Below are 20,402 nucleotides of genomic sequence, written 5' to 3'. Positions count from 1 at the left end.
ACGCCGCTTCCCCCGTCGAAAGGAGTATCCCCGTCATGAAGGCGATCATGGTGATGTTCGACAGCCTCAACCGACACATGCTGCCCCCGTACGGCGGTGACTGGACCCACGCCCCCAACTTCGCCCGGCTCGCCGCGCGCACGGTGTCCTTCGATAGCGCGTACGCGGGCTCGATGCCCTGCATGCCTGCCCGCAGCGAGATACACACCGGCCGCTACAACTTCCTGCATCGCAGCTGGGGCCCCCTGGAGCCGTTCGACGACTCGATGCCCGAACTGCTCAAGCAGAACGGCGTGTACACCCACCTGGTCAGCGACCACCCGCACTACTGGGAGGACGGCGGCGCGACGTACCACGGCCGTTACCACACCTGGGAGTTCTTCCGAGGTCAGGAGGGCGACCCGTGGAAGGGACACGTCGCGGACCCGCCGATGCCGGAGAGCCTGAAGAAGCTCCGCACGGAGGGCTTCCGGCAGGACTGGGTGAACCGCCCGTACATGGAGTCCGAGGAGAAGCACCCGCAGACCCTCACCTTCGACGCGGGCCTGGAGTTCATCCGCACCAACAGGGCCGACGACCGCTGGTTCGTACAGATCGAGACCTTCGACCCGCACGAGCCGTTCTTCAGCCCCCAGCAGTACAAGGACCTCTACCCGCACGACTATGAGGGCCCGCACTTCGACTGGCCCGACTACGCCCGGGTCACCGAGACCGACGACCAGATCGAGCACGCCCGCTACGAGTACGCGGCCCTGCTGTCGATGTGCGACCGCTCCCTGGGACGCGTTCTGGACACCATGGGCGAACTCGGCCTGTGGGACGACACCCTGCTCATCGTCAACACCGACCACGGCCTGCTGCTCGGCGAGAAGGGCTGGTGGGGCAAGAGCGTCCAGCCCTGGTACAACGAGCTGGTCAGGCTCCCACTGTTCGTGTGGGACCCCCGGGCGCGGGCCGCCGCGGGCGAGCACCGGCAGGCCCTGGTCCAGACGATCGACCTCGCACCGACGCTGCTCGACTACTTCCAGATCGACGTCCCCGACGACATGCAGGGCGTACCGCTGCCGGTCGCCGACGACACGCCCGTACGCGAGGCCGGACTCTTCGGCATCCACGGCGGACACGTCAACATCACCGACGGCCGGTACGTCTACATGCGGGCGCCCGCCTCGCCCGACAACTCACCGTTGTACGAGCACACCCTGATGCCCACCCACATGCGCGGCAGGTTCTCCCCCGCCGAGTTGGCCGGCGCCGAACTCACAGAACCCTTCTCCTTCACCAAAGGCGTGCCCACCCTGCGCACCCGGGGCCGGACCTTCTTCAACCCGTACCGGCACGGCACGCTCCTCTTCGACCTGGAGGCCGATCCTGGCCAGCGCACCCCGCTCGTCGACGACGCCGCCGAGCTGAGGATGGCCACCCTCATGGTGGAGCTGATGCGTGCCACGGACGCACCGCCCAGCCAGTACGAACGGCTCGGGCTGCCCGCCGAGGGGCCGGTGGGCGTGGAACACTTGCTCGCCCATGCCCAGGCCGCCCTTGCGGGCGAAGCGGCTGAGCCGCTGCCCCGCGCCGCCGACTACCCTGCCGGCCGCCTGTCACTGGGCTCTCCCGTCAAGGCACTGATGTCCGACCCGGTCGCGTTGGAGGTGCTGCGCCGTCACATGCCGGAACTCGTCGACTCCGAACTCCTCCAGGTCGTCGGGGCAACCCCGCTCATCGACCTGGTCGCGCTCGCGGGTGGGATGTTTCCTCCGTCGGGTCTGCGGAGGGTGGCGGAGGAACTGGCCGCGCTCTGAGCCTGTCCGGCAATCCGTCCGGCAATCTGGTTCTGCCGACGATCTCGTGATCCGGACGGTTGAGTGGCGGCCGGCGCGGGCCTGCTGGGGTGTGCCGGAGCCGTGGTGATCACCCGAGTCATGCACCCCACTGCGTCAGGCGCCTGAACTCCCCTCATTCTTTCCTGCGTTGGCGAGGGGGGTACGCGGGGGGTGCGGGTCGTGTGGGCCCGCACGAGAGGGCGTAGCTCAGGCCTTCTCGGCGGTCACACTCGGTGGTCGGTGGTGAGTATGGCCATGTCCTCGATGTCTGGAGTCAGGATGGTGATGTGGCCTTGGTGGGCGAGAGCGGTGGCTCAGACCATGGCGTCGATCGCGCATGTGTGGCCGTGCAGCCCGGCCGCGTGCGGGAGAGTCGCCGCCAACCGGGCGGTGGCGTGGGTAACAGGCTCGACCCGCAGTCGGGACACGAAGGCGCCATCCAGTGGATATCGAGGGTCGTCCCTAGATTCGGATGAAGTCGCGCTCGCCCATGCTGCGGCGCTTGCCTCTGCCCGCGGGATGGGATCGCAGACGGTGGCACAGCCGGGCACGGGAGCCGGGCCGCATGGCGATCAGCCCGGCCACCGACAGACGTCCCGAGCGCCGGCCGCTGACCGTCACGACAGGGGTGCGGCCCCGTCGGCCCCAGGTGGGTCCTTTGGGCGGCCGGCGGGTGAAGCCTGCCTCGTCCTCGAAGCAGATGTAGCCCCCGCAGGCCGCCCGCGCTCAGCGACCTTCCGCGCGGTGACCTGCGGGCTGAAGCCGAGCCGGTGCATCAGCCTCGTGGCGCCCGAGACGCTGTAGGAGACGTGGAACTTCCGGCTGACCAGCGTGGCCACCCGCGCCGCGGTCCACACCTGGTCCTCCACCCAACCGTGTTCTGCTGGGCCCTGTTCCAGGTACACGGCCAGTTTCTCCAGGCAGCGCGGGCACAGACGGCATCGAGATCCGCTCGGGCCGCGCGAGGCCAGTGCCCCGGCCCCACCCTCCCGCCACAATTGGTGCCACTGGTAGGCCGACTTCGGGCTCACCCGCAGTCGTCGCGCGACCTCCGGTGCCTTGACTCCCCGCTCGAACAGCTCGGCCGCCTGGATCCGTACCACTTCCCGGCGCTCACGGCCGCGGCGGTCAGCCCGCCCCCATCCGCATATCTCACACACCACCGGGTACAGCCACCGCTCCAGACCCATCAGGGCCTTCGCGAAGGTTCACCCTGACGAGCCGAAGTCAGGTAGTCAATCGTGATGGTTCGGGAACGGGGGCGGAGCGGTGTGGCCGGCGGGGAGGCTCCCGTTGAACATGAACTCCTCCAGGGCCGTCACGAGCGCGGTCCGGCTCCTGGTGGTCCAGGTGCCGAGAGGGGTGGGCTCGCGGGTGCTCCGTCCCTTCCGTCCGAATCCGGCGAGCCGGAGGAAGTCGACGCCGTAGGCCCCCTTGGGATCGCCCTCCGGCTCCCAGCGCGCGTCGAAGCAGAGCCCGTCGTGCACCCGGTGGCCGCTCACCAGCGCGGAGCCGTAGAACCACTCGATGGTCTCCGGTGAAGGGTCCACGGCGTAGAGGCTGTTGAGGTCGATCCGCCAGCCGGGTGCGACGCGCAGGGGCTGCAGCCCTCGCCAGACCTCGCTCATGCCGTCCGCCGTCCGTTCGTCCGTCCGGCGGCGCGTTCGCGGACGTCCGCCGTGATCGTCCCGTCCACGGGGACCACCCTCGCATGGTAGGCCGACCTCGGGCTCACCCGCAGTCGTCGCGCGACCTCCGGTACCTTGACCTTCCGCTCGAACAACTCGGCCGCCTGCCGCCGTACGGCCTCCCGACGCTGCCGCCCCTCAGCGGTCAGCCCACCCCCATCCGCATATCTCACACAACACGAGATACAGCCCGCACCCCAGGCCCATCAGGCACATCGACAAAGATCACCCTGACCAGCCGAAGTCAGTAACGGGGCTCAGTCGCCCTTCTTCGTGCGTGGCGCGGACGCGGCTACGTGCTCGTGGGCGAGCTACGGCAGCCGAAGGCCGTTACCTGGGCTCCAAGCTTGCGTCCGATATACCCGTGCGGCTTGAGGTCGATGGGACGGGAGCCGTGACGTACGGACTCGGTCGCCTCCACCATGACGAGCTCACCGAAGTCGTCCTCGACGAGCGTACGGACGGTGACCTCCAGCCAGGGACCGTGCCAGGCGGTGGACACCGGCAGACTGACGCAGAGGCCGCCCATGAGATGGGCGGCGCCCATCCCCTCGACGGGTTCGCCCGCGTACTCGTACTCCACCTCGCCGGGTGCCGTGCCCTGGGGGAGGACCTCGGCGAACGGGGCCCGGTTACGCAGGGCCTTGATGTACTGCCGCTGGTTGCGACGCCGGTTGTCGGCGGCCCACTGCTGGTAGGAGTACCCCCGGGCCAGCTCGGACCGAGCCAGCGGGGTCCGGGTGACGAGGGCGACGTCGCGCCACGACCGGACCTCCCGCAGGACGCTGATCAGCCCGTCCATACCCTTGGCCACCTCTGCCGGCGAGGCTTCGGACATGCGGGACCGCTCGTTGAGGAACAGCAGAAGTGGCACGCCCGCCCCCAGTGTGATGATCGTGAATGGTCCAGCTCCCGCGGTGCTCAGTCGAGCAGTTGGTCGAGGGAGTTCTCCCACTCGTCGAAGAACCCTCGCGGCCATTCGGACAGCATGCCGTCGTCCCCCATCCGGGGACTGACCACCTCCCCGCTCTGCCCGCTGCGACGGAAGAAGTGCACGGCTGTCGCGGACGCCGGGATGCGGTCGCTCTTGACGGAGATCCGCAGGCCGTTGAGGACGTGGTCGGAGTGCGTCTCCACGACGAGCTGCGCGCCGGCGGCGACGGCGGCCGTCGCGAGATAGGCCAGCGAGGTCTGCCCCTGCGGGTGGAGGTGCGCCTCCGGGTTCTCCAGCAGGATGAGCGAGCCCGGCCGGGCGGTGAGGCAGGCGACGACGATGGGCAGCGCGTAGGTCAGGCCGAAGCCGACGCTGGTGGGCCGGTACCGGTTGGAGGCGTTCACGCCCGAACCGAAGCCGTAGCTGAGCCGCACGGTGTCCGTACCGTCGATCCCGATGGCCTGGAGATTCACCCCCGGGCAGAGCTGCTGCATCCACGCGTCGGTCTGCGCCAGCAGCGTGCCGGAGGCCGTTGACTGGTGCCGCAGCGCCGTCCCTACGGGTTCGTCCTGGTGGACGCGCAGATAGTTGGCCGTGTGCTCGCCCCGGGCACCCAGAAACCCGCGCCGTACGACGGCGGGGTGCGAGCGCGGGTAGCTGATGCCGGGGACGATGCGGTCGGCCTTGAGGTACTGGAAGCCCTGACCGAAGAGCCCGGGCACTGCGCGGACCAGGTCCGTCCCTGCCGGCGGCGCCGCGACCAGCTTGAGCAGGTCGTCCTCCGGGCCGTACGCGGCCCGCCAGGTGAGAGGCCCGTCGGGGAGGCCTGCCGGGAGGACGGTCAGGCCGATGTCGGGGTCGTCCTTCGGATACGCCTCGTGCCGTACGTCCTGTCCGGTGCCCAGCTGGACGAACTCGCCGCTGACCTGCTGTTTTTGCGGGCCGTGCGGAGGTGATGGAAGCGCCTCCTCGGTTCAGGTTCGCGCGGCGGCGGGTCGGCTTGACACTCAGGCGACGCTCGTTCTGGCGGCCTGTCAGTGATGTGGCAGCCGAACGAGAAGAGCATGCCGCTCAGCGGGCGGCCCAAGGTGCGTCGCACCGATGATCCGGCATTCTGGGGTGGCGGTCGCCGAAGTCGGACCTTCGCCATGTCGAGCGAAATCAAGGGCAAGTCGGCCGAGGCGGGCCTCGAATGGGAGCGGAGCTTCCTGCAGGCAACGACGAGCTGGTCCTCACCCCTGACCAGGGGGGGTGCTCAAGGGTGAGGGCACCGAGTACCCGGAGGGCGTTTCCCTGGCTCATCGACGTGGCCGATGTCGACGCCTTCTGCGAGGGGCTGCTCCAGAAGCGAGGGGCGCTCGTCGTCCCCGGATCGTGCCTCGGCGGTTCTCAGCACATCCGGGTGGGCTTCGCTGGCCGGACTCATAGCTGACCGAGGGCCCGGACCGTCTGGCGGACGCCCCGAAGGAGGCTCGTTGCTGAGCCGTGGCCAGCCCGGCTCCCTCGCGCGAGCGATGCCCCTGTCCCTCGTGTGAGGGAGTGCCTGGTCGTTGTCTGGAGGGACGGCTGCGCAGGGGGCCGACTGCCATAATGACCGGCGTGAACCGTGCGACCGCCTGGCGTGACAGCTGGACCGGAATGTTGCGGCGGGCCTCGTCACTTCCGCGCAACACCGTGTTCGTCTCGACACTGTGCGTGCTCGCGATCGCCGAATCGCTCGCCGAGCTGGTCGCCGTCCGCGGGTCGATCCCCCGGACGTTCGCAGACACGTCCCAGAACGGAAGCGTCGGCGGTGTTCAACTCGCCATGATCATGGGGCTGTTGTGCCTGTGCACCGGGCTGCCCTTGGTTCTTCTCCGGCCTGTCCTCGCCGGATTCACGGTGACCGCTGCGAGCTTCGGCTCGCTCACGATCTTCCATACGCTGACATTGGCGGGCTTCGCCGCTCAGCTGATCGCCCAGTACCGGCTCGGCCGCTGTGGAAACGTCTTGGCGGCGATGCTCTTCACCGCACCGTTCCTCGCGCTGGAGCTCGCAGGATCCACGGACACCGACTACCGGGTACGCGCGGTGCTCCTCGCCTCGCTGGCCCCGATGGCCGCTTTCGCCGGCCTCGCCCGACGCGCAAGACAACGGGACCGGGAACACGATGCCATACGCGAAGTCATGGCCGACAGCCAGTGGGAGAACGCCGCCCGCGAGGAGCGCGCCCGTATCGTCCGAGAACTGCACGACGTCGTCGGCCACCACGTCTCCATGATCGCCGTGCAGGCCGAGACGGCCCGCGTGGCCACTCCCGGCATGCCCGCCGCAGGCGGTGAGCGGCTGCTCGGCATCGGCGACACCGCCCGCGCGGCCCTCACGGAGATGCGTCGCCTGCTCGGCGTACTGCGCGACGAGAACGAGCCCGCCACCGGCGGCGAGCGGAGGCCGCAACCGGACCTCACCCAGCTCAACGACCTGCTCGACGAGGCCCGCAAAGTCTCCACGGCCACGATCCGCCTCATCCTCAGCGGTATCCCGCGCCCCATGGGTCCAGGAATCGAGCTGGCCGCCTACCGCATCGTCCAGGAGTCCCTCACCAACGCCCGCAAGCACGCCATGGGCGCACCGGTCGACGTGGAACTGCACTACGCCCACGAAGCCCTGCACCTCAGCATCCGCGACAACGGCCCCGGAGCGCCGTCGGCGACTCCGGACGGTGGCTACGGCCTGCCCGGTATGCGGGAACGGGTCGCCGCGGTCGGAGGGCTGATCCGCACAGGTCCGGCGGACTTCGGTGGATTCATCGTCGAAGCCCGTTTCCCCGCCACGCCAGAACGGACCACATGAGCTCCCCTCCGATACCGATCCGCGTCGTCATCGCGGACGACCACCTGGTCGTCCGCACCGGATTCGCCGCACTCCTCGACTCCCAGCCGGAATTCACCATCGTCGAGACCGCCACCACCGGCGTCGGCGCTGTCCGTGTCTGCCGTGAGGTGTCCCCGGACGTCGTCCTCATGGATATCCGTATGCCCGAGATGGACGGCATAGAGGCCACCCGGCAGCTACTCGGCGACGCGCCCGACGGAGCGAAGGTGCCACGCGTCCTCATCCTGACGACGTTCGACCTGGACGAGTACGTCTTCGACGCCCTGCGCGCCGGAGCCAGCGGCTTTCTGCTCAAGGACGCCACCGCCGAGCGGCTCTTCGACGCCGTGCGCGTCGTCGCCGCCGGAGAGGCCCTGCTCGACCCCGGGGTCACCCGCCGGCTGATCACCGAATTCACACAACTGCCCGCCAGGGCCCCGGCCCAGCCGCCGCCGGGCCTCAGGATGCTCACGGCGCGGGAAACCGAGGTACTGCTGCTCGTCGCCGAAGGCATGTCCAACGGGGAGATCGCCGCCCGCCTCTTCGTCACGGAGGAGACGGTGAAGTCACATGTCAGCCGCACACTGACGAAACTGGGTCTGCGGGACCGCACCCAGGCGGTGATCGCGGCGTACGAAACGGGACTTGTCGTCCCGGGACTCCGCAAGCCTGACTAGTGTCCCGTGTCCCGGTTCGTGTCACCGGCGAGGTGCTCGGCGCGGCGAGCCGAACCGGAACGGCGCGCGAAGAACCCTCACGATCCTGGGTGTCATCCTCGGGTAGGAGACCGCCCCTCCCTCGCACGAGGGAGGGGCGGTCTGCATCGTCCCTCAGGCGAGCACCGTGGACCTTCGCTCCTTGCCGTGACGACCCGTGTCCCTCCTTTCCCTAGCCTTCTTCCATGGAGAAGACGATCGATGGGTCACCAGCTGTGATCGAGGTCAGGGACGTCTACAAGCGCTTCGGCAGCACTCAGGTGCTGGACGGCATGTCGTTCTCCGTCAGGCCGGGGCAGATCACCGGCTTCGTCGGTCCGAACGGCGCCGGGAAGTCCACGACGATGCGTGTCATCCTCGGCCTGGACAAGCCGGACAAGGGGAGCGCGCTGGTCGGCGGGCGCCCGTACCGGACGCTGCGCACTCCCCTCGAACACGTCGGCGCGCTGCTCGACGCGGCTGCTGTACAGCCGAGCCGGACTGCCCGCCATCACCTGCTGTGGCTGGCCCACTCGCAAGGGCTCGGCACCGCCGCGGTGGACGAGGTGATCCGCAGGGTCGGCCTCCAGGACGTGGCAGGCCGCAGGGCGGGCGGCTTCTCCCTGGGGATGCGGCAGCGGCTGGGCATCGCAGCCGCGCTGCTCGGCGACCCGCCGATGCTCATGCTGGACGAGCCGTTCAACGGCCTGGACCCCGAAGGCTTCATGTGGATACGGGCCTTCCTGGCGTCGCTCGCCGAACAGGGCCGCGCCGTGCTGGTGTCCAGTCACCTGATGAGTGAACTTCAGGACTCCGCCGATCATGTGATCGTCGTCGGGCGCGGCAAGGTCGTCGCCGACATGAGCGTGCGCGACCTGCTCGCCTCGGTGTCCGAGGGACGCGTCACCCTGCGTACGTCGGCTCTTACGCAGGCGATGGCAGTGCTCGCGCGGGCCGGTGCGACGGTGAGCTCCACGGGTGGCGACACGATCAGCATCATCGGCCTGGCGCCCGCGGACGTCGTGGCCGTGCTCGGCGCGAACGCGGTGCCGTTCTCCGAAGTGTCCTCGCACCGCGCGTCCCTGGAAGAGGCGTACATGGAACTCACCCGGGACTCCGTGCAATACCGCGGGGTCGTCACCAAGGAGGCCGGACGATGACCACGACGCTCTCGCCGCCCCCCGCCACCGACAACCGGCCGGAGCGGGGCGGCTTCGGACGTGTACTGCACGCGGAGTGGACCAAGTTCCGGACCGTGCGCGGCTGGGTGCTCGGCACGGTCGGCGCGCTGGTGGTCATCTGCCTGGTCGGTCTGCTCGCGACGGCCCAGAGCAACGACGGGGGCCGCGACGCGTCGAAGCTGCCCGTCGGTCCCTCCGGTGAAGCGGTCAACGACGCCTTCTACTTCATGCACCAGCCGCTGAAGGGCGACGGCAGCATCACGGTGTCCGTGTCCTCGCTGACCGGTCAGGTCGCGGCGACACCCACGGAGAACAAGCCCGGTCTCGCGCCCTGGGCCAAGGCCGGGGTCATCGTGAAGGACTCCCTCGAACCGGGGTCGTCGTACGCGGCGATGATGGTCACCGGCGACCACGGCGTGCGGATGCAGTACGACTACACGCACGACACGGCGGGGCTGCCCGGCGCGGTGCCGACCGACGCTCCGCGCTGGCTCCGGCTGGAGCGCTCTGGCGACACCGTCACCGGCTATCAGTCGGCGGACGGCAGCACGTGGGACGAGGTGGGCACCGCCCGCCTCTCCGGACTCTCGGAGTCGCCGCAGGTCGGACTGTTCGTGACCTCGCCGTCAGCCACGGAGGAGACCGGTACGGGAACAGGGTTCAACCCCGCCGTCGCCACCGGTACGTTCAGCGCCCCCGTCCTGAGCGGCGGGTGGAGCGGCCATGCCTGGCAGGACCGGCAGGTCAGCGACGGGGCCGGTACGAACGGCAGCTACAGCCAGTCGACGAAGGGCCAGGCGATTCCGTCCGGCACGGGCTACAGCATCACCGGGGCCGGTGATATCGCGCCGGTGGTCGGCGGACCTGCCGCGAGCGGCGTGCGTATCGTCTCGAACTTCCTCGTCGGCGCGTTCGCAGGACTGATCATGATGGTCGTCGTGGCCGCGGGGTACGTGACCGTCGAGTACCGGCGAGGACTGATCGGCGTCACCTTCGCGGCCAGTCCGCGCAGAGGCCGCGTGCTGGCGACGAAGGCCCTCGTGGTGGGCTGCGCGGCCTTCCTCGCCGGAACGATCGCAGCCGCTGTCATGGTGCCCTTCGGTGGAGCACGCTCTCTCGCGAACGGCTTTCCGGTCCTGACAGTGCCGGCATCGACCGAGCTGCGGGTCATCGTCGGAACGGGTCTGCTGCTCGCGGCCGCCAGCGTGTTCGCCCTGGCCGTCGGAGCGATCCTGCGGCGCAGTGCCGTGACCGTCACCGTGGTCGTCGTCGGCATGGTGCTGCCCTATCTGCTCGCCACCGCGTCCGTCCTGCCCCCGGTGGCCTCGGACTGGCTCCTGAAGGTCACACCGGCCGCCGGGTTCGCCATCCAGCAGACCGTCACCCACTACGACCAGGTCGTCACCGTCTATTCGCCGATGCACGGCTACTTCCCGCTGGCACCGTGGGAGGGCCTCGCCGTCCTGTGCGCCTACGCCGCGGTCGCCTTCGGCGCCGCACTGGTCCTGATCCGCCGGAGGGACGCATGAGGTACGCGGCACGCTCGGAGTGGACGAAGCTGCGGACGGACCCCGGCAACGGCTGGCTGCTGCTCGGCGTCGTGGCCCTGACCCTGGTGGTCGGCGCCGCGGTGGCGATGACCGCCCGGTGTGATGCCATGGGCTGCGGAGAGGATGCCACGAAGCTCAGCCTCACCGGTGTCATGGTCGGTCAGGTCGTCGTCGCGATCGTCGCGGTGCTGATGGCCGGCAACGAGTACAGCACCGGCATGATGCACACCACGGTCGCCGCGGTACCGCGCAGGCTGACCGTCCTCTTCTCGAAGGTCGCCGTCCTCAGCGCGGTGATGCTGATGGCGGGTGCCATCGGTGTCTTCGGGTCGCTGCTGGTCGGCGGGTTGGTGCAGCCGGGCCGGGGCTTCACAGAGGAGCACGGGTACGAGGCGATGTCGCTGGCCGACTCGGAGACGCTGCGTGCCGCCGTGGGATCCGTCCTCTACCTCGCTCTGATCGGGCTGCTCGGCCTCGGCATCGCACTGATCGTGCGGAGCTCGGCGACGGCGATCGGGATCGTCCTGGGGCTGCTCTTCTTCTTCCCGATCCTCACCCAGGTGATCACGAACCCGGACTGGCAGCGGCTCCTCCAGCAGATCGCCCCCATGACGGCCGGCCTCTCCGTCCAGACGACGATCGGCGTCGACCAGCTCCCGATCGGTCCCTGGGAAGGTCTCGGCGTGGTGGCCCTGTGGGCGGCCGGCGCGTTGGCCGTCGGCGGCGCGATGCTGCGCTCGCGAGACGTATGAGCGGACCGGACTCCCCGCTCACCTCGGGTCTTCACGAGGTGCCCCGTCCGACAGGCGGTCAAGAACGCGAGAGGTGGACGTTCCCGGGGCGCGGTGCGAAGCGACCGCGGAGTCCACCCGGACCGCGTCTCGGACCTCTTGAGCGCCTTCCGCCCCCTCGCGACCGCCCCTCCCGTCGTTGCCCACGTCGACCTCGGCGCGGAAGGCCTGCTCTGGAGCCACGCCCCGCGGGTTTCTGGCCCACCCCCTGCGGGACGGCCGCTGCGCCGTCCGCGAACGCGAGGTCCCGGACACGTGCGCAGGGCTCGGCAGGTTCACGGCCGCTGACGCGGACGCCTGGCATCGCATGTACGACACCTGGCGCATGGTGGAGCCCGATCTGATCCGGCCCTCTTCACCCCCTTCCCGCCCGTCAGGGCCGGGCTACGCCTGCCGGCCAAGCTCCGGACCGCCGGTGCGCTACGGCCGGCCCGGAACCCGGCGCTGCCCGTTCAGCGCTCGGGCGAGGAGGCGTTCCGGGGTGAAGGCGGGCCGCCCACGCCCTGGCCGGATACAGACCCGCAGGCGATCGAGAAACGCACGCCCTTCTCCGGCTTCGTCTGCCCTCCCGAGTCGATCAAGGCGGCGTGAATCAGCCAGGTACTTCAGTCTCTTTCCGTGACCGCCGTGCCCCGGGGACAATGGTGCGCGATGACCGTCACCGCCCCCCGTGCCTCCACCGGCCCGCTTCCCGAGCCGTCGGGCTTCGGCCCCTTCGCTCACCTCACCGTGCCGAACACTCCGCTCTACCGCCACGTGATGCGGGCGTTCCTGACGGCCAAGGAACGGTTCGCGGTGCACCTACGGCCCGAGGACGTGCACACCGCACTGCCGGCGGACATCCGTCCCGCCGGGCCGGATGCCGTCGCCGGAGCGCTCGACAAGCTCGTCGGCTGGGGCAATCTGCGGGCGGACCCCGACACCGCCCGGGTGACCGCGGTCGAGGACTTCTACCGGAAGCGCTTCATCTACCAGCTCACGCGGGAGGGAGAGGCCGCCGAGGAGGCGCTGTCCGCCTATGACGAGGCGCTCGGGCGCCGCGGCGCCCTCCAGGCCGTGGCCCTGCACGACATCGTCACCCAGCTTCGCGCCCTTCTCGTCCTCGCTGCCGAGGAGGAGCCGGATCCGGCGAAGACGCATCTGGCGCTCGACGCGCTGGCCAGCCGGTTCGCCGCGCTCGCCGACAACGCCCGGGCCTTCATGGGATCGCTCCAGCGGACCATCGACCTGCACGATGTCGAAGAGGAGGTCTTCCTCGCGTACAAGGACCGGCTCATCCAGTACCTGGAGCGGTTCATCCAGGATCTGATCACGCTGGGTGGGCGGATCGCGCGGCTGATCCTGGAGCTGGAGGAGGACGGGAGGGTGGAGCCCCTGCTTCGGGCAGCCGCCGGGCGGGAGGCCGCCGACGCCTCGCCGGACGAGGCGGCGAACGCGGAGCGTGAGGTGTACGAGCGGTGGGCGGCCCGCTGGTCAGGGCTCGGCGCGTGGTTCATCAGCAGGGACGGGCGCGAGTCGCAGGCCAGGCTTCTGCGTGGGCGGGCACTTGGCGCGATTCCCCAGCTTCTCGCCGTCGTACGCGCGCTGAACGAGCGCCGGGCCGGCCGCTCCGACCGGTCGGCCGACTTCCGCACGCTCGCGCGCTGGTTCGCCGAGGCACCCGATGACGACGCCCGGCACCGGCTGTGGCGGGCCGCCTTCGGCCTCTATCCGGCCCGGCACCTCACCGTCGACGCCGACACCCTCGCCGTCCGAGCGGCGCGGCCCGTACCGGCCGCCACCCCGTGGGCCGAGGCCGAGCCGTTGCGCATCAGCCCACAGTTGCGCCGCACGGGCAGCTACGAGCGGCGCGGCAAGCCCCGCAAGGTCGAGGACCGTGAGGAGCGACGGCGCCTGCTCGCCGAGACCGCCACCAAGCAGGCCGCCGAAACAGCCGCGGCCCGCGCTCGGCTCGTCACCCATGGCGTCACGCGTCTGTCCGGTCTCGGCGAGCTCGACCCGGCCTCCTTCGGGCTGTTCCTCCAGCTGCTCGGGGACGCCCTGGCCACATGGCGGCCCGGTATGCGGCGCACCACGGCCACCAGCAACGACGGCTCCATGGAGATCAGACTCACCGCGCTCGCCGACGGCACGACCGCCGAGGTCTGTACCTCCGGCGGAGTCTTCAGCGGCCCGGACCACCTCATCGAGATCGTCGACCTGATGGACGGAGACGGTCTGACGGGCGGAGACGGCCTCACGGACGGAGAACCCGGCCGATGACCACACCACTCGCCGAGGTGCTGGACGGCCAGCACGCCGCCGAGCTGCGCAAAGCGGCCCGCGCCCTGCTCAAGCAGCCGCTCCTGCTCGCGCGCGGCCGGTACGCCGACGAGTTCCGCCTCGCCCGCCGGCACGCGTCGGAACTACGGGAGTGGTTCGACCGCAACACCGGCTGGGCACTCCAGGTGGACACCGAAGTCGCCCGGCTGCGCAAGAGTCCCGGTGTCCTCACCGACCCCACCCATCCCGCGCGGGACACGACGCGCGGCGCCACCCCCTTCACCCGCCGCCGCTACGTCCTGCTCTGTCTCGCGCTCGCCGCCCTCGAACGCGGCGAGGCCCAGATCGCTCTCGGGCGCCTCGCCGACCAGATCGTCCTCGACGCCGCCGACCCCCGACTCGTCGCGACGGGTGTCGAGTTCGCCCTGGAACGCCGCGATGAGCGCCTCGACCTCGCCGCCGTCGTACGGCTGCTGCTCGACCTCGGCGTGCTGCGTCGGGTCGCGGGAGAGGAGGAGGCCTACGTCAGCGGGGCGGGGGACGTCCTGTACGACGTCGAACGCCGCGTCCTCGCCGGACTTCTGGCCTCCCGCCGCGGCCCCTCCACCGTCCACGCGGAAAACCTCGACGACCGCCTCGCCGAACTCGTCGCCGAAACCGCCCTGGACAGCGACGAACTGCGCTTCCGCGCCATGCGCCGCTCACTCACCCGCAGGCTGCTCGACGACCCGGTGCTCTATTACGACGACCTGACCGACGCCGAGCTCGGCTACCTCACCCGGCAGCGCGGCTTCCTCACCGCTCGGATCACCGAGCTGACCGGACTGGTCGCCGAGGTGCGGGCCGAGGGGATCGCCATGGTCGACCCCGAAGACGACCTCACCGACGTCCGCATGCCCGAACAGGGCACCCACGGCCACGTCACCCTGCTGCTCGCCGAGCACCTGGCCGCCGCCGGCGGCCCCGTCGATCTCGACGAGCTGGCCCTCCGAGTCCGTGAACTGGCCTCCCAGCACGGCGGCTTCTGGTCGAAGTCCGCCCGGGAGCCGGGCATGGAGACCGAGCTGGTGGAACAGGCCGTCGCCCGGCTCACCGCGCTCGGCCTGGTCTCCCGTACTCCGCACGGGGTCGTGGTGCGACCCGCCCTCGCCCGGTACGCGGTAGGCGAGACCGTCATCCGCGAACCCGGCTCCACCCCCGTGCCTCCGCCGCGAAAGGCCACCTCGTGACCCGCCTCCCCACCCCGCGACGCACCCGCTGGCAGCCCCTGCGCGTCGGGCTGGTCGACCTGTTCCACTACGACGTGGACGAGTTCCACTTCCGGGACGGGCGCCTGTTGCTGCGCGGCAACAACGGCACCGGCAAATCCAAGGTGCTCGCCCTGACCCTGCCCTTCCTGCTCGACGGAGACCTCAGCCCGCGCCGCGTCGAGCCCGACGGTGACCCGGGCAAACGGATGGAGTGGAACCTGCTCCTCGGCGGCGAGCACCCGCATTCCGAACGGCTCGGCTACACGTGGGTCGAGTTCGGCAGGCTCGACGACACGACCGGCGAGCAGCACTTCCGTACGCTGCTGTGCGGACTCAAAGCGGTCAGCGGTCGGGGCATCGCCAGGCACTGGTACGCCGTCACCCGACAGCGCGTCGACCACGGCTCCACCGAACGCACGGGGGAGACCTTCCGGCTCATCGACGCCACCGGCACGGCCCTGTCCCGGGACCGCCTCGCCGAGGCCGTCGCCGGGTACGGCATGGTGTACGACCAGGCCAAGGCGTACCGCAGGGCCGTCGACGAAGCCCTCTTCGGCCTCGGAGAGCAGCGGTACGCCGCCCTCGTCGACCTGCTCATCCAGCTGCGCCAGCCCCAGCTCTCCAAGCGACCCAACGAAGCGGCCCTCTCCCGCGCCCTCACCGAGGCCCTGCCGCCCATGGACCAGGCCGTCGTCGCCGACGTGGCCGAGGCGTTCCGCTCCCTGGACGAGGAGAAGGACGAGCTCGCCGCCGCCTCCGCCGCCGAGCGAGCCGCCTCCGCCTTCCTGGAGCACTACAGGCGGTACGCCCGGATCGCCACCCGACGCCGCGCCCGGCTTCCGCGCGCCGAGCACTCCCGCTACGAACGCGTGCAGCGAGATCTGGCAGAGGCGCAGGAGCGGCGCACCCGCGCGGAGGAGAAGCGAGCGGCAGCCGAAGAGGAGATCGGCTGCCTGGCCGAGACCAGGGAACGTTTGCGGGCCCAGGAGAACACGCTGCGCGAGGCGCCCGAGATGCGCGACGCCCGAGAGCTGGAGCACGCCGCGCGGGCCGTGACGCGGACGACGCAGGAGGCGGACCGGGCGCGGGGTGACCGGGACCAGGCGGACGCCCTTCACACCAAGGCGCTCGGTCGGCTCGGCGCCGCCGAGAACCGGCTGCGTGCCACGCGGCTCCGGGTGGAGGAGACCTTCGCTCACGTGCGGGAACAGGCAGCCGCAGCGCGCGTAGCCCTGCCGGAGGGCGGCCTGCTGCCCGAGCCCGAATCGCGGCGTGCCGTCGAGGACACCACGTCCCGCGCCGAGCGGGCACTCGTCCACGTCGAGGGCCTCCTCGAAGCCTCCGAGCAGGCCGCCGACGCGCACCGCCGGGCGTCGGGACGCCTCGACGAAGCCGAGACCGACCTCGCGCTGGCCGCCGAGACGCACGGTGAGGCGGAGGAGGGTGCGGCGCGGGCAGGCCGGACGCTCCTGGACGACGTACGCGAACGCGCCCGCGCCTGGCGGGAACTGGCGTTCTCGGACGAGACCGGCCTCCTGGACGAACTCCAGCAATGGACCCACCACCTCGACGGCCCCTACCCGGCGCGCGTCCATGCCACCCGGGCCCACACCGCGCGCTCGGCGGACCTTGCCGACCAGGCGGCCGAAGCCGCCCGCGGAGCCGCGGAGCTGGCGGCGCGCACCGACGAGACGCGGCGGGAGCTCACCGCGCTGCAAGCCGGCGGCGGACGCGCACCCCAGCCCCCGTCGACGCGCACCCCCGGCCTGCGCGAAACGTCGCCGGGCGCGCCGCTCTGGCGCCTGGTCGACTTCCGTGACGAACTGCCCGAAGCGGACCGCGCCGGGCTCGAAGCGGCACTCGAAGCCTCCGGTCTCCTCGACGCCTGGGTGCTGCCCGACGGCTCCGCCCTCGCGGTGGACGGACACGACGTCCTGTGCTCCCCGTCGAACGGACCGGTGAGCGGCTCCTCGCTGGCAGACGTACTGTGCCCGGCCGTGGACCACGGCGATCGACAGGCCGCCGCTGTGGACGAGGCGACGGTGACCCGACTGCTCGCCGCCGTCGGCCTCGACGGCGGGGGAGGAGCCGAGACATGGGTGGCACCCGACGGACGTTTCAGGGTCGGTGCGCTCACCGGCACGTGGGCCAAGCCCGCCGCCACGTACATCGGCGACGGCGCGCGCGAGGCGGCACGCCGGGCCCGCGTCGTCCTGCTCGGCATCGAACTCGTCGCCCTGCGCGAGGAGTCGGAGACGCTCACCGCTCGGTCCGAGGCCATCACGGCACGTCGTCGCACACTTGACTCCGAGTTCGCCGACGTCCCCGACGAGTCGTCGCTCACCAGGGCACACGCGCTCGTGAGCGCCGCCGCCGAGACCGTACGCACGGCCCGCGCACGCTATGAGGGGCGTGCCGCCGAGGTCACCGAGGCAGCCGGGCACGCCGAGAGCGCAGCCGCCGAACTCGACGAGGTCGCCGTTGATCTGGGGCTGCCCACCGACCGGGCCGGACTCACCGGCGTGCGTCACGCCATCGGTTCCCTCGCCACCGTGCTGGCCGCCTTCTGGCCCGCGGTGCGAGAGCAGGGGGAAGCCGTACGACAGGTGGACGAGGAAGGAGCCGATGCGGCCGAGGCAGAGGAGCGGGTCATGGACCTCGCCCGGCGGGCACAGGACGCGGTGCGCGACGCGGCGGCGGCCGACGAACGCCACCGGACCCTGCGCTCCACGGTCGGCGCCGCCGTCGCCGAACTCGAACGGCGCCTTGCCGAGACCGCCGAGGCACAGTTGATCTGTGACACCGACCAGAAGAACGCCCGGCAGCGTCATGCCCAGGCGGACCGGGAGGCGAGCCGGGCCGAGGGGCGGATCGAGCAGTTGGAGACGGATCTCGCCGAAGCTGTCGACGCACGTGCGGGGGCCATCGCCGCGCTCCGGCGTTTCACGGCCACCGGCCTGGTCGCGGTCGCGCTGCCCGAGCTCACCGTCCCCGCCTCGGAGGACGGCCCCTGGATCGCGACGCCGGCCATCGCGTTCGCCCGCGCCATCGACTCCGGCCTGTCGGCCACCGACGACACGGACGCCGCCTGGGAACGCGTACAACGTCGTCTCAGCGAGGAACTGAAGACCCTCCAGGACACCCTGTCCCGGCACGGACACAGCGCCTCCGCCCGCATGGTCGAGGACGGCGTGATCATCGACATCGTCTACCAGGGTCGCGAGCGGGCCGTGCCCGAACTCGCCGACGCGCTCGCCACGGAGGTCGGCGAACTCACCCGCATCCTGTCCGCCCACGAACGCGAGATCCTCGAAACTCACCTGATCAGCGAAGTCGCCGGCACCCTCCAGGAACTCATCGGCGCCGCCGAACGGCAGGTGCGGGACATGAACACCGAACTGGAGGACCGCCCCACTTCCACCGGGATGAAGCTCCGCCTGGTGTGGCGGGCCTCGCGTAAAGCCCCTCCCGGACTCGCTCGGGCCCGTGACCGGCTGCGCCAGTCGGCCGACGCCTGGACGGCCGAGGACCGCACGGCGGTGGGCGAGTTCCTCCAGGCCCAGATCGCCCGCCAGCACTCCGACGACGGTTCGGGCAGTCGGCTCGAACAGCTCACAGCGGCGCTCGACTACCGCTCCTGGCACGAGTTCGGCATCGAACGACACCAGCACGGGCGCTGGGTCCCGGCCACCGGCCCGGCCTCCGGCGGCGAGCGCGTCCTCGCCGTGTCCGTACCGCTGTTCGCCGCCGCCTCCTCGCACTACGCGAGCGCGGGCAGCTCGTACGCGCCCCGTCTGGTGACTCTCGACGAGGCGTTCGCCGGAGTGGACGACGACTCCCGGGCCAAGTGCCTCGGCCTTCTGAGCGCCTTCGACCTCGATGTGGTCATGACCAGCGAACGTGAATGGGCCTGCTACCCGCAGGTGCCCGGCATCGCGATCGCCCAGCTGTCCCGGATCGACGAGGTGGCCGCGGTCCTCGTCACCCGCTGGGAGTGGGACGGCACGAGACGGCAGCGTCGCGAGGATCCCGTACGGCACGCTCCTCAGGACCCGCCCGGCGTGGAGGAGCCCGAACCGCTGTGGAACTGAATCACGAGCCCGGGACCGGAGCGGTCGACGGCCCGAGGCTCGCTCGGCTGTTCGGTGCACCTGACCTCGCATGGCTCGTCGAGCGTGCGCGCCGACGTCTGGTGACCGGACAGTCCCTGACCGGTTCCGTGTCTCTGCACGACCCCACTCCGGCCCAGCGGGCGGCGGCCGAACGACTTCTCGCCCGAGCTCCCGGTGGCGGCAGGTCCCTGACGGTACGGCTGGACGCGGTCGACGCCGTACTACGCCGTTCGGGCGCAAGCCCGCACGGCCTCGCCGCCGCGGTCGAAGCGCTCACCGGGCCTGTCGCGTCGCTCGCTCAGTGCCGTCGGGAGGAGGAGGGCGCCTGGAAGCGGGCGCACGCGCCGCTCGACGAGCTCGTCGCTACGGTCCCCGCGCTCACTGAGTGGGCGGCCCGGATGCGCGCCGACGGCCTCGCGCGACGCCTGGGGCGTACTCCAGACGTCACCTTCGGACTGCTCACCGGGGTGTGCGCCGCGCTGCGCGCGCTCCCCGCCGTCCCGGTCGTCTCGCTACCCGCCTTCGCCGCCAGGGTCCTCGGCTCGGCCCACGCCCTTGATGACGGCACACCGCTGGCCACCCTCACCCTGTCCGGCGCCCGTGCGCTGACCGGCTTCCACGACGGCCAGGGCACCGAATGGCGACGCGAGGCGTGGGCCTCGGCCGGGCTGCTCCGGGACGAGCTGTCCTCGACCGTCCTGACCCTGAACCTGCGCGGCACCCCCGCCCTGGACCGCCTGGCCGAAGACGGCGAACCCTGTGTGCTCACCCTTCGCCAGCTCACCCGCAGGCCTCCGGTCGTCGCCGCTCCCGTGGTGCGGATCTGCGAGAATCCGACGGTCCTCGCGGCGGCGGCCGACACCCTCGGCCATGCCTGTCCGCCCCTCGTCTGTCTCCAGGGCCAGCCTTCAGCCGCCGCCCTCACGCTGCTCCGGGGGCTGCGCGACCACGGAGCGGTCCTTTACTACCACGGGGACTTCGACTGGGGAGGGCTCCGGATCGCCGGCGTCCTTCACCGCCGCGCCCCGTGGCGGCCCTGGCGGTACACGGCCGCGGACTACCGCGCCGCCGTGCTCCGTGGCGATTCACCTCCGTTGTCACCGCTCGGCGGCACCCCGGCGGAGACCCCCTGGGAGCCCGCACTCGCTGCGGCCGTCGCCGAACTCGGTGTTCGTGTCGAGGAGGAGAGGGAGCTGGAGATGCTGTTGTCCGATCTCGTGTGAGGATCGTGACACGGCCCGGCTGGGCGAGGGGCCCGGGTGC

13 protein-coding genes and 3 pseudogenes are annotated in these 20,402 nt (G+C 71.0%); 11 read left to right on the top strand and 5 right to left on the bottom strand.

Annotation, left to right across the window (positions count from 1 at the left end):
* Window positions 1–35 precede the first annotated feature (35 nt).
* Complete coding sequence (locus ABT154_RS12775) at window positions 36–1,802, top strand: sulfatase (protein WP_351856391.1); 1,767 nt, start codon at window positions 36–38, stop codon at window positions 1,800–1,802.
* A gap of 486 nt (window positions 1,803–2,288) precedes the next feature.
* Here ABT154_RS12775 and ABT154_RS12765 read toward each other — a convergent pair.
* From ABT154_RS12765 to ABT154_RS12750, 5 genes and pseudogenes are all read right to left on the bottom strand, one after another.
* Window positions 2,289–2,979, bottom strand: a pseudogene (locus ABT154_RS12765) (helix-turn-helix domain-containing protein); the annotation flags it as partial.
* A 79-nt stretch (window positions 2,980–3,058) separates the two neighbouring features.
* On the bottom strand, window positions 3,059–3,451 hold the full coding sequence (locus ABT154_RS12760) for a hypothetical protein (RefSeq protein ID WP_351856387.1): 393 nt from the start codon (window positions 3,449–3,451) through the stop codon (window positions 3,059–3,061).
* Window positions 3,452–3,528: 77 nt separating this feature from the next.
* Window positions 3,529–3,684 (bottom strand): annotated as a pseudogene (locus ABT154_RS33940) (helix-turn-helix domain-containing protein); the annotation flags it as partial.
* 119 nt (window positions 3,685–3,803) lie between these two features.
* Window positions 3,804–4,349, bottom strand: coding sequence for a hypothetical protein (locus tag ABT154_RS12755; RefSeq protein ID WP_351856385.1), 546 nt, complete (start codon window positions 4,347–4,349; stop codon window positions 3,804–3,806).
* Window positions 4,350–4,432: 83 nt separating this feature from the next.
* Window positions 4,433–5,167: an AAA family ATPase gene (locus tag ABT154_RS12750; RefSeq protein WP_351856383.1), complete on the bottom strand. Its 735-nt coding sequence runs from the start codon at window positions 5,165–5,167 to the stop codon at window positions 4,433–4,435.
* Window positions 5,168–6,044: 877 nt separating this feature from the next.
* Here ABT154_RS12750 and ABT154_RS12745 point away from each other — a divergent pair.
* The 10 genes and pseudogenes from ABT154_RS12745 (at window position 6,045) to ABT154_RS12700 (ending at window position 20,362) form a co-directional block, all read left to right on the top strand.
* Window positions 6,045–7,277, top strand: a complete 1,233-nt coding sequence (locus ABT154_RS12745) for a sensor histidine kinase (protein WP_351856381.1) — start codon at window positions 6,045–6,047, stop codon at window positions 7,275–7,277.
* Window positions 7,274–7,975, top strand: coding sequence for a response regulator transcription factor (locus ABT154_RS12740; RefSeq protein WP_351856379.1), 702 nt, complete (start codon window positions 7,274–7,276; stop codon window positions 7,973–7,975). Before ABT154_RS12745 ends, ABT154_RS12740 begins: the two co-directional genes overlap by 4 nt.
* 224 nt (window positions 7,976–8,199) lie before the next feature.
* Window positions 8,200–9,153: an ATP-binding cassette domain-containing protein gene (locus tag ABT154_RS12735; RefSeq protein WP_351856377.1), complete on the top strand. Its 954-nt coding sequence runs from the start codon at window positions 8,200–8,202 to the stop codon at window positions 9,151–9,153.
* Window positions 9,150–10,703 (top strand): DUF1349 domain-containing protein, encoded by a 1,554-nt coding sequence (locus ABT154_RS12730; RefSeq protein ID WP_351856375.1) that lies wholly within the window; start codon window positions 9,150–9,152, stop codon window positions 10,701–10,703. The genes ABT154_RS12735 and ABT154_RS12730 overlap by 4 nt, the downstream gene beginning before the upstream one ends.
* Window positions 10,700–11,476 carry an ABC transporter permease gene (locus ABT154_RS12725; protein ID WP_351856373.1) on the top strand — a complete coding sequence of 259 codons (777 nt, stop codon included), beginning with the start codon at window positions 10,700–10,702 and terminating at the stop codon, window positions 11,474–11,476. The genes ABT154_RS12730 and ABT154_RS12725 overlap by 4 nt, the downstream gene beginning before the upstream one ends.
* 87 nt (window positions 11,477–11,563) lie before the next feature.
* A pseudogene (locus ABT154_RS12720) lies at window positions 11,564–12,007 on the top strand (NAD(P)/FAD-dependent oxidoreductase); the annotation flags it as partial.
* Between the two features lie 159 nt (window positions 12,008–12,166).
* Window positions 12,167–13,777, top strand: a complete 1,611-nt coding sequence (locus ABT154_RS12715; protein ID WP_351856371.1) for a TIGR02677 family protein — start codon at window positions 12,167–12,169, stop codon at window positions 13,775–13,777.
* Window positions 13,774–15,006: a TIGR02678 family protein gene (locus ABT154_RS12710; RefSeq protein ID WP_351856369.1), complete on the top strand. Its 1,233-nt coding sequence runs from the start codon at window positions 13,774–13,776 to the stop codon at window positions 15,004–15,006. The genes ABT154_RS12715 and ABT154_RS12710 overlap by 4 nt, the downstream gene beginning before the upstream one ends.
* The gene (locus ABT154_RS12705; RefSeq protein ID WP_351856367.1) at window positions 15,003–19,118 is read left to right on the top strand and encodes a TIGR02680 family protein; all 4,116 of its coding nucleotides are present in this window, start codon (window positions 15,003–15,005) and stop codon (window positions 19,116–19,118) included. The genes ABT154_RS12710 and ABT154_RS12705 overlap by 4 nt, the downstream gene beginning before the upstream one ends.
* On the top strand, window positions 19,022–20,362 hold the full coding sequence (locus tag ABT154_RS12700; protein WP_502969491.1) for a TIGR02679 family protein: 1,341 nt from the start codon (window positions 19,022–19,024) through the stop codon (window positions 20,360–20,362). Before ABT154_RS12705 ends, ABT154_RS12700 begins: the two co-directional genes overlap by 97 nt.
* The last annotated feature ends 40 nt before the right edge of the window (window positions 20,363–20,402 follow it).

The organism is Streptomyces sp. NPDC001728 (genome assembly GCF_040297565.1).
Classification (GTDB): Bacteria; Actinomycetota; Actinomycetes; order Streptomycetales; family Streptomycetaceae; genus Streptomyces.
Note: the sequence above shows the minus strand (reverse complement) of the source record. Positions and strands in the feature narration are given on the sequence as shown.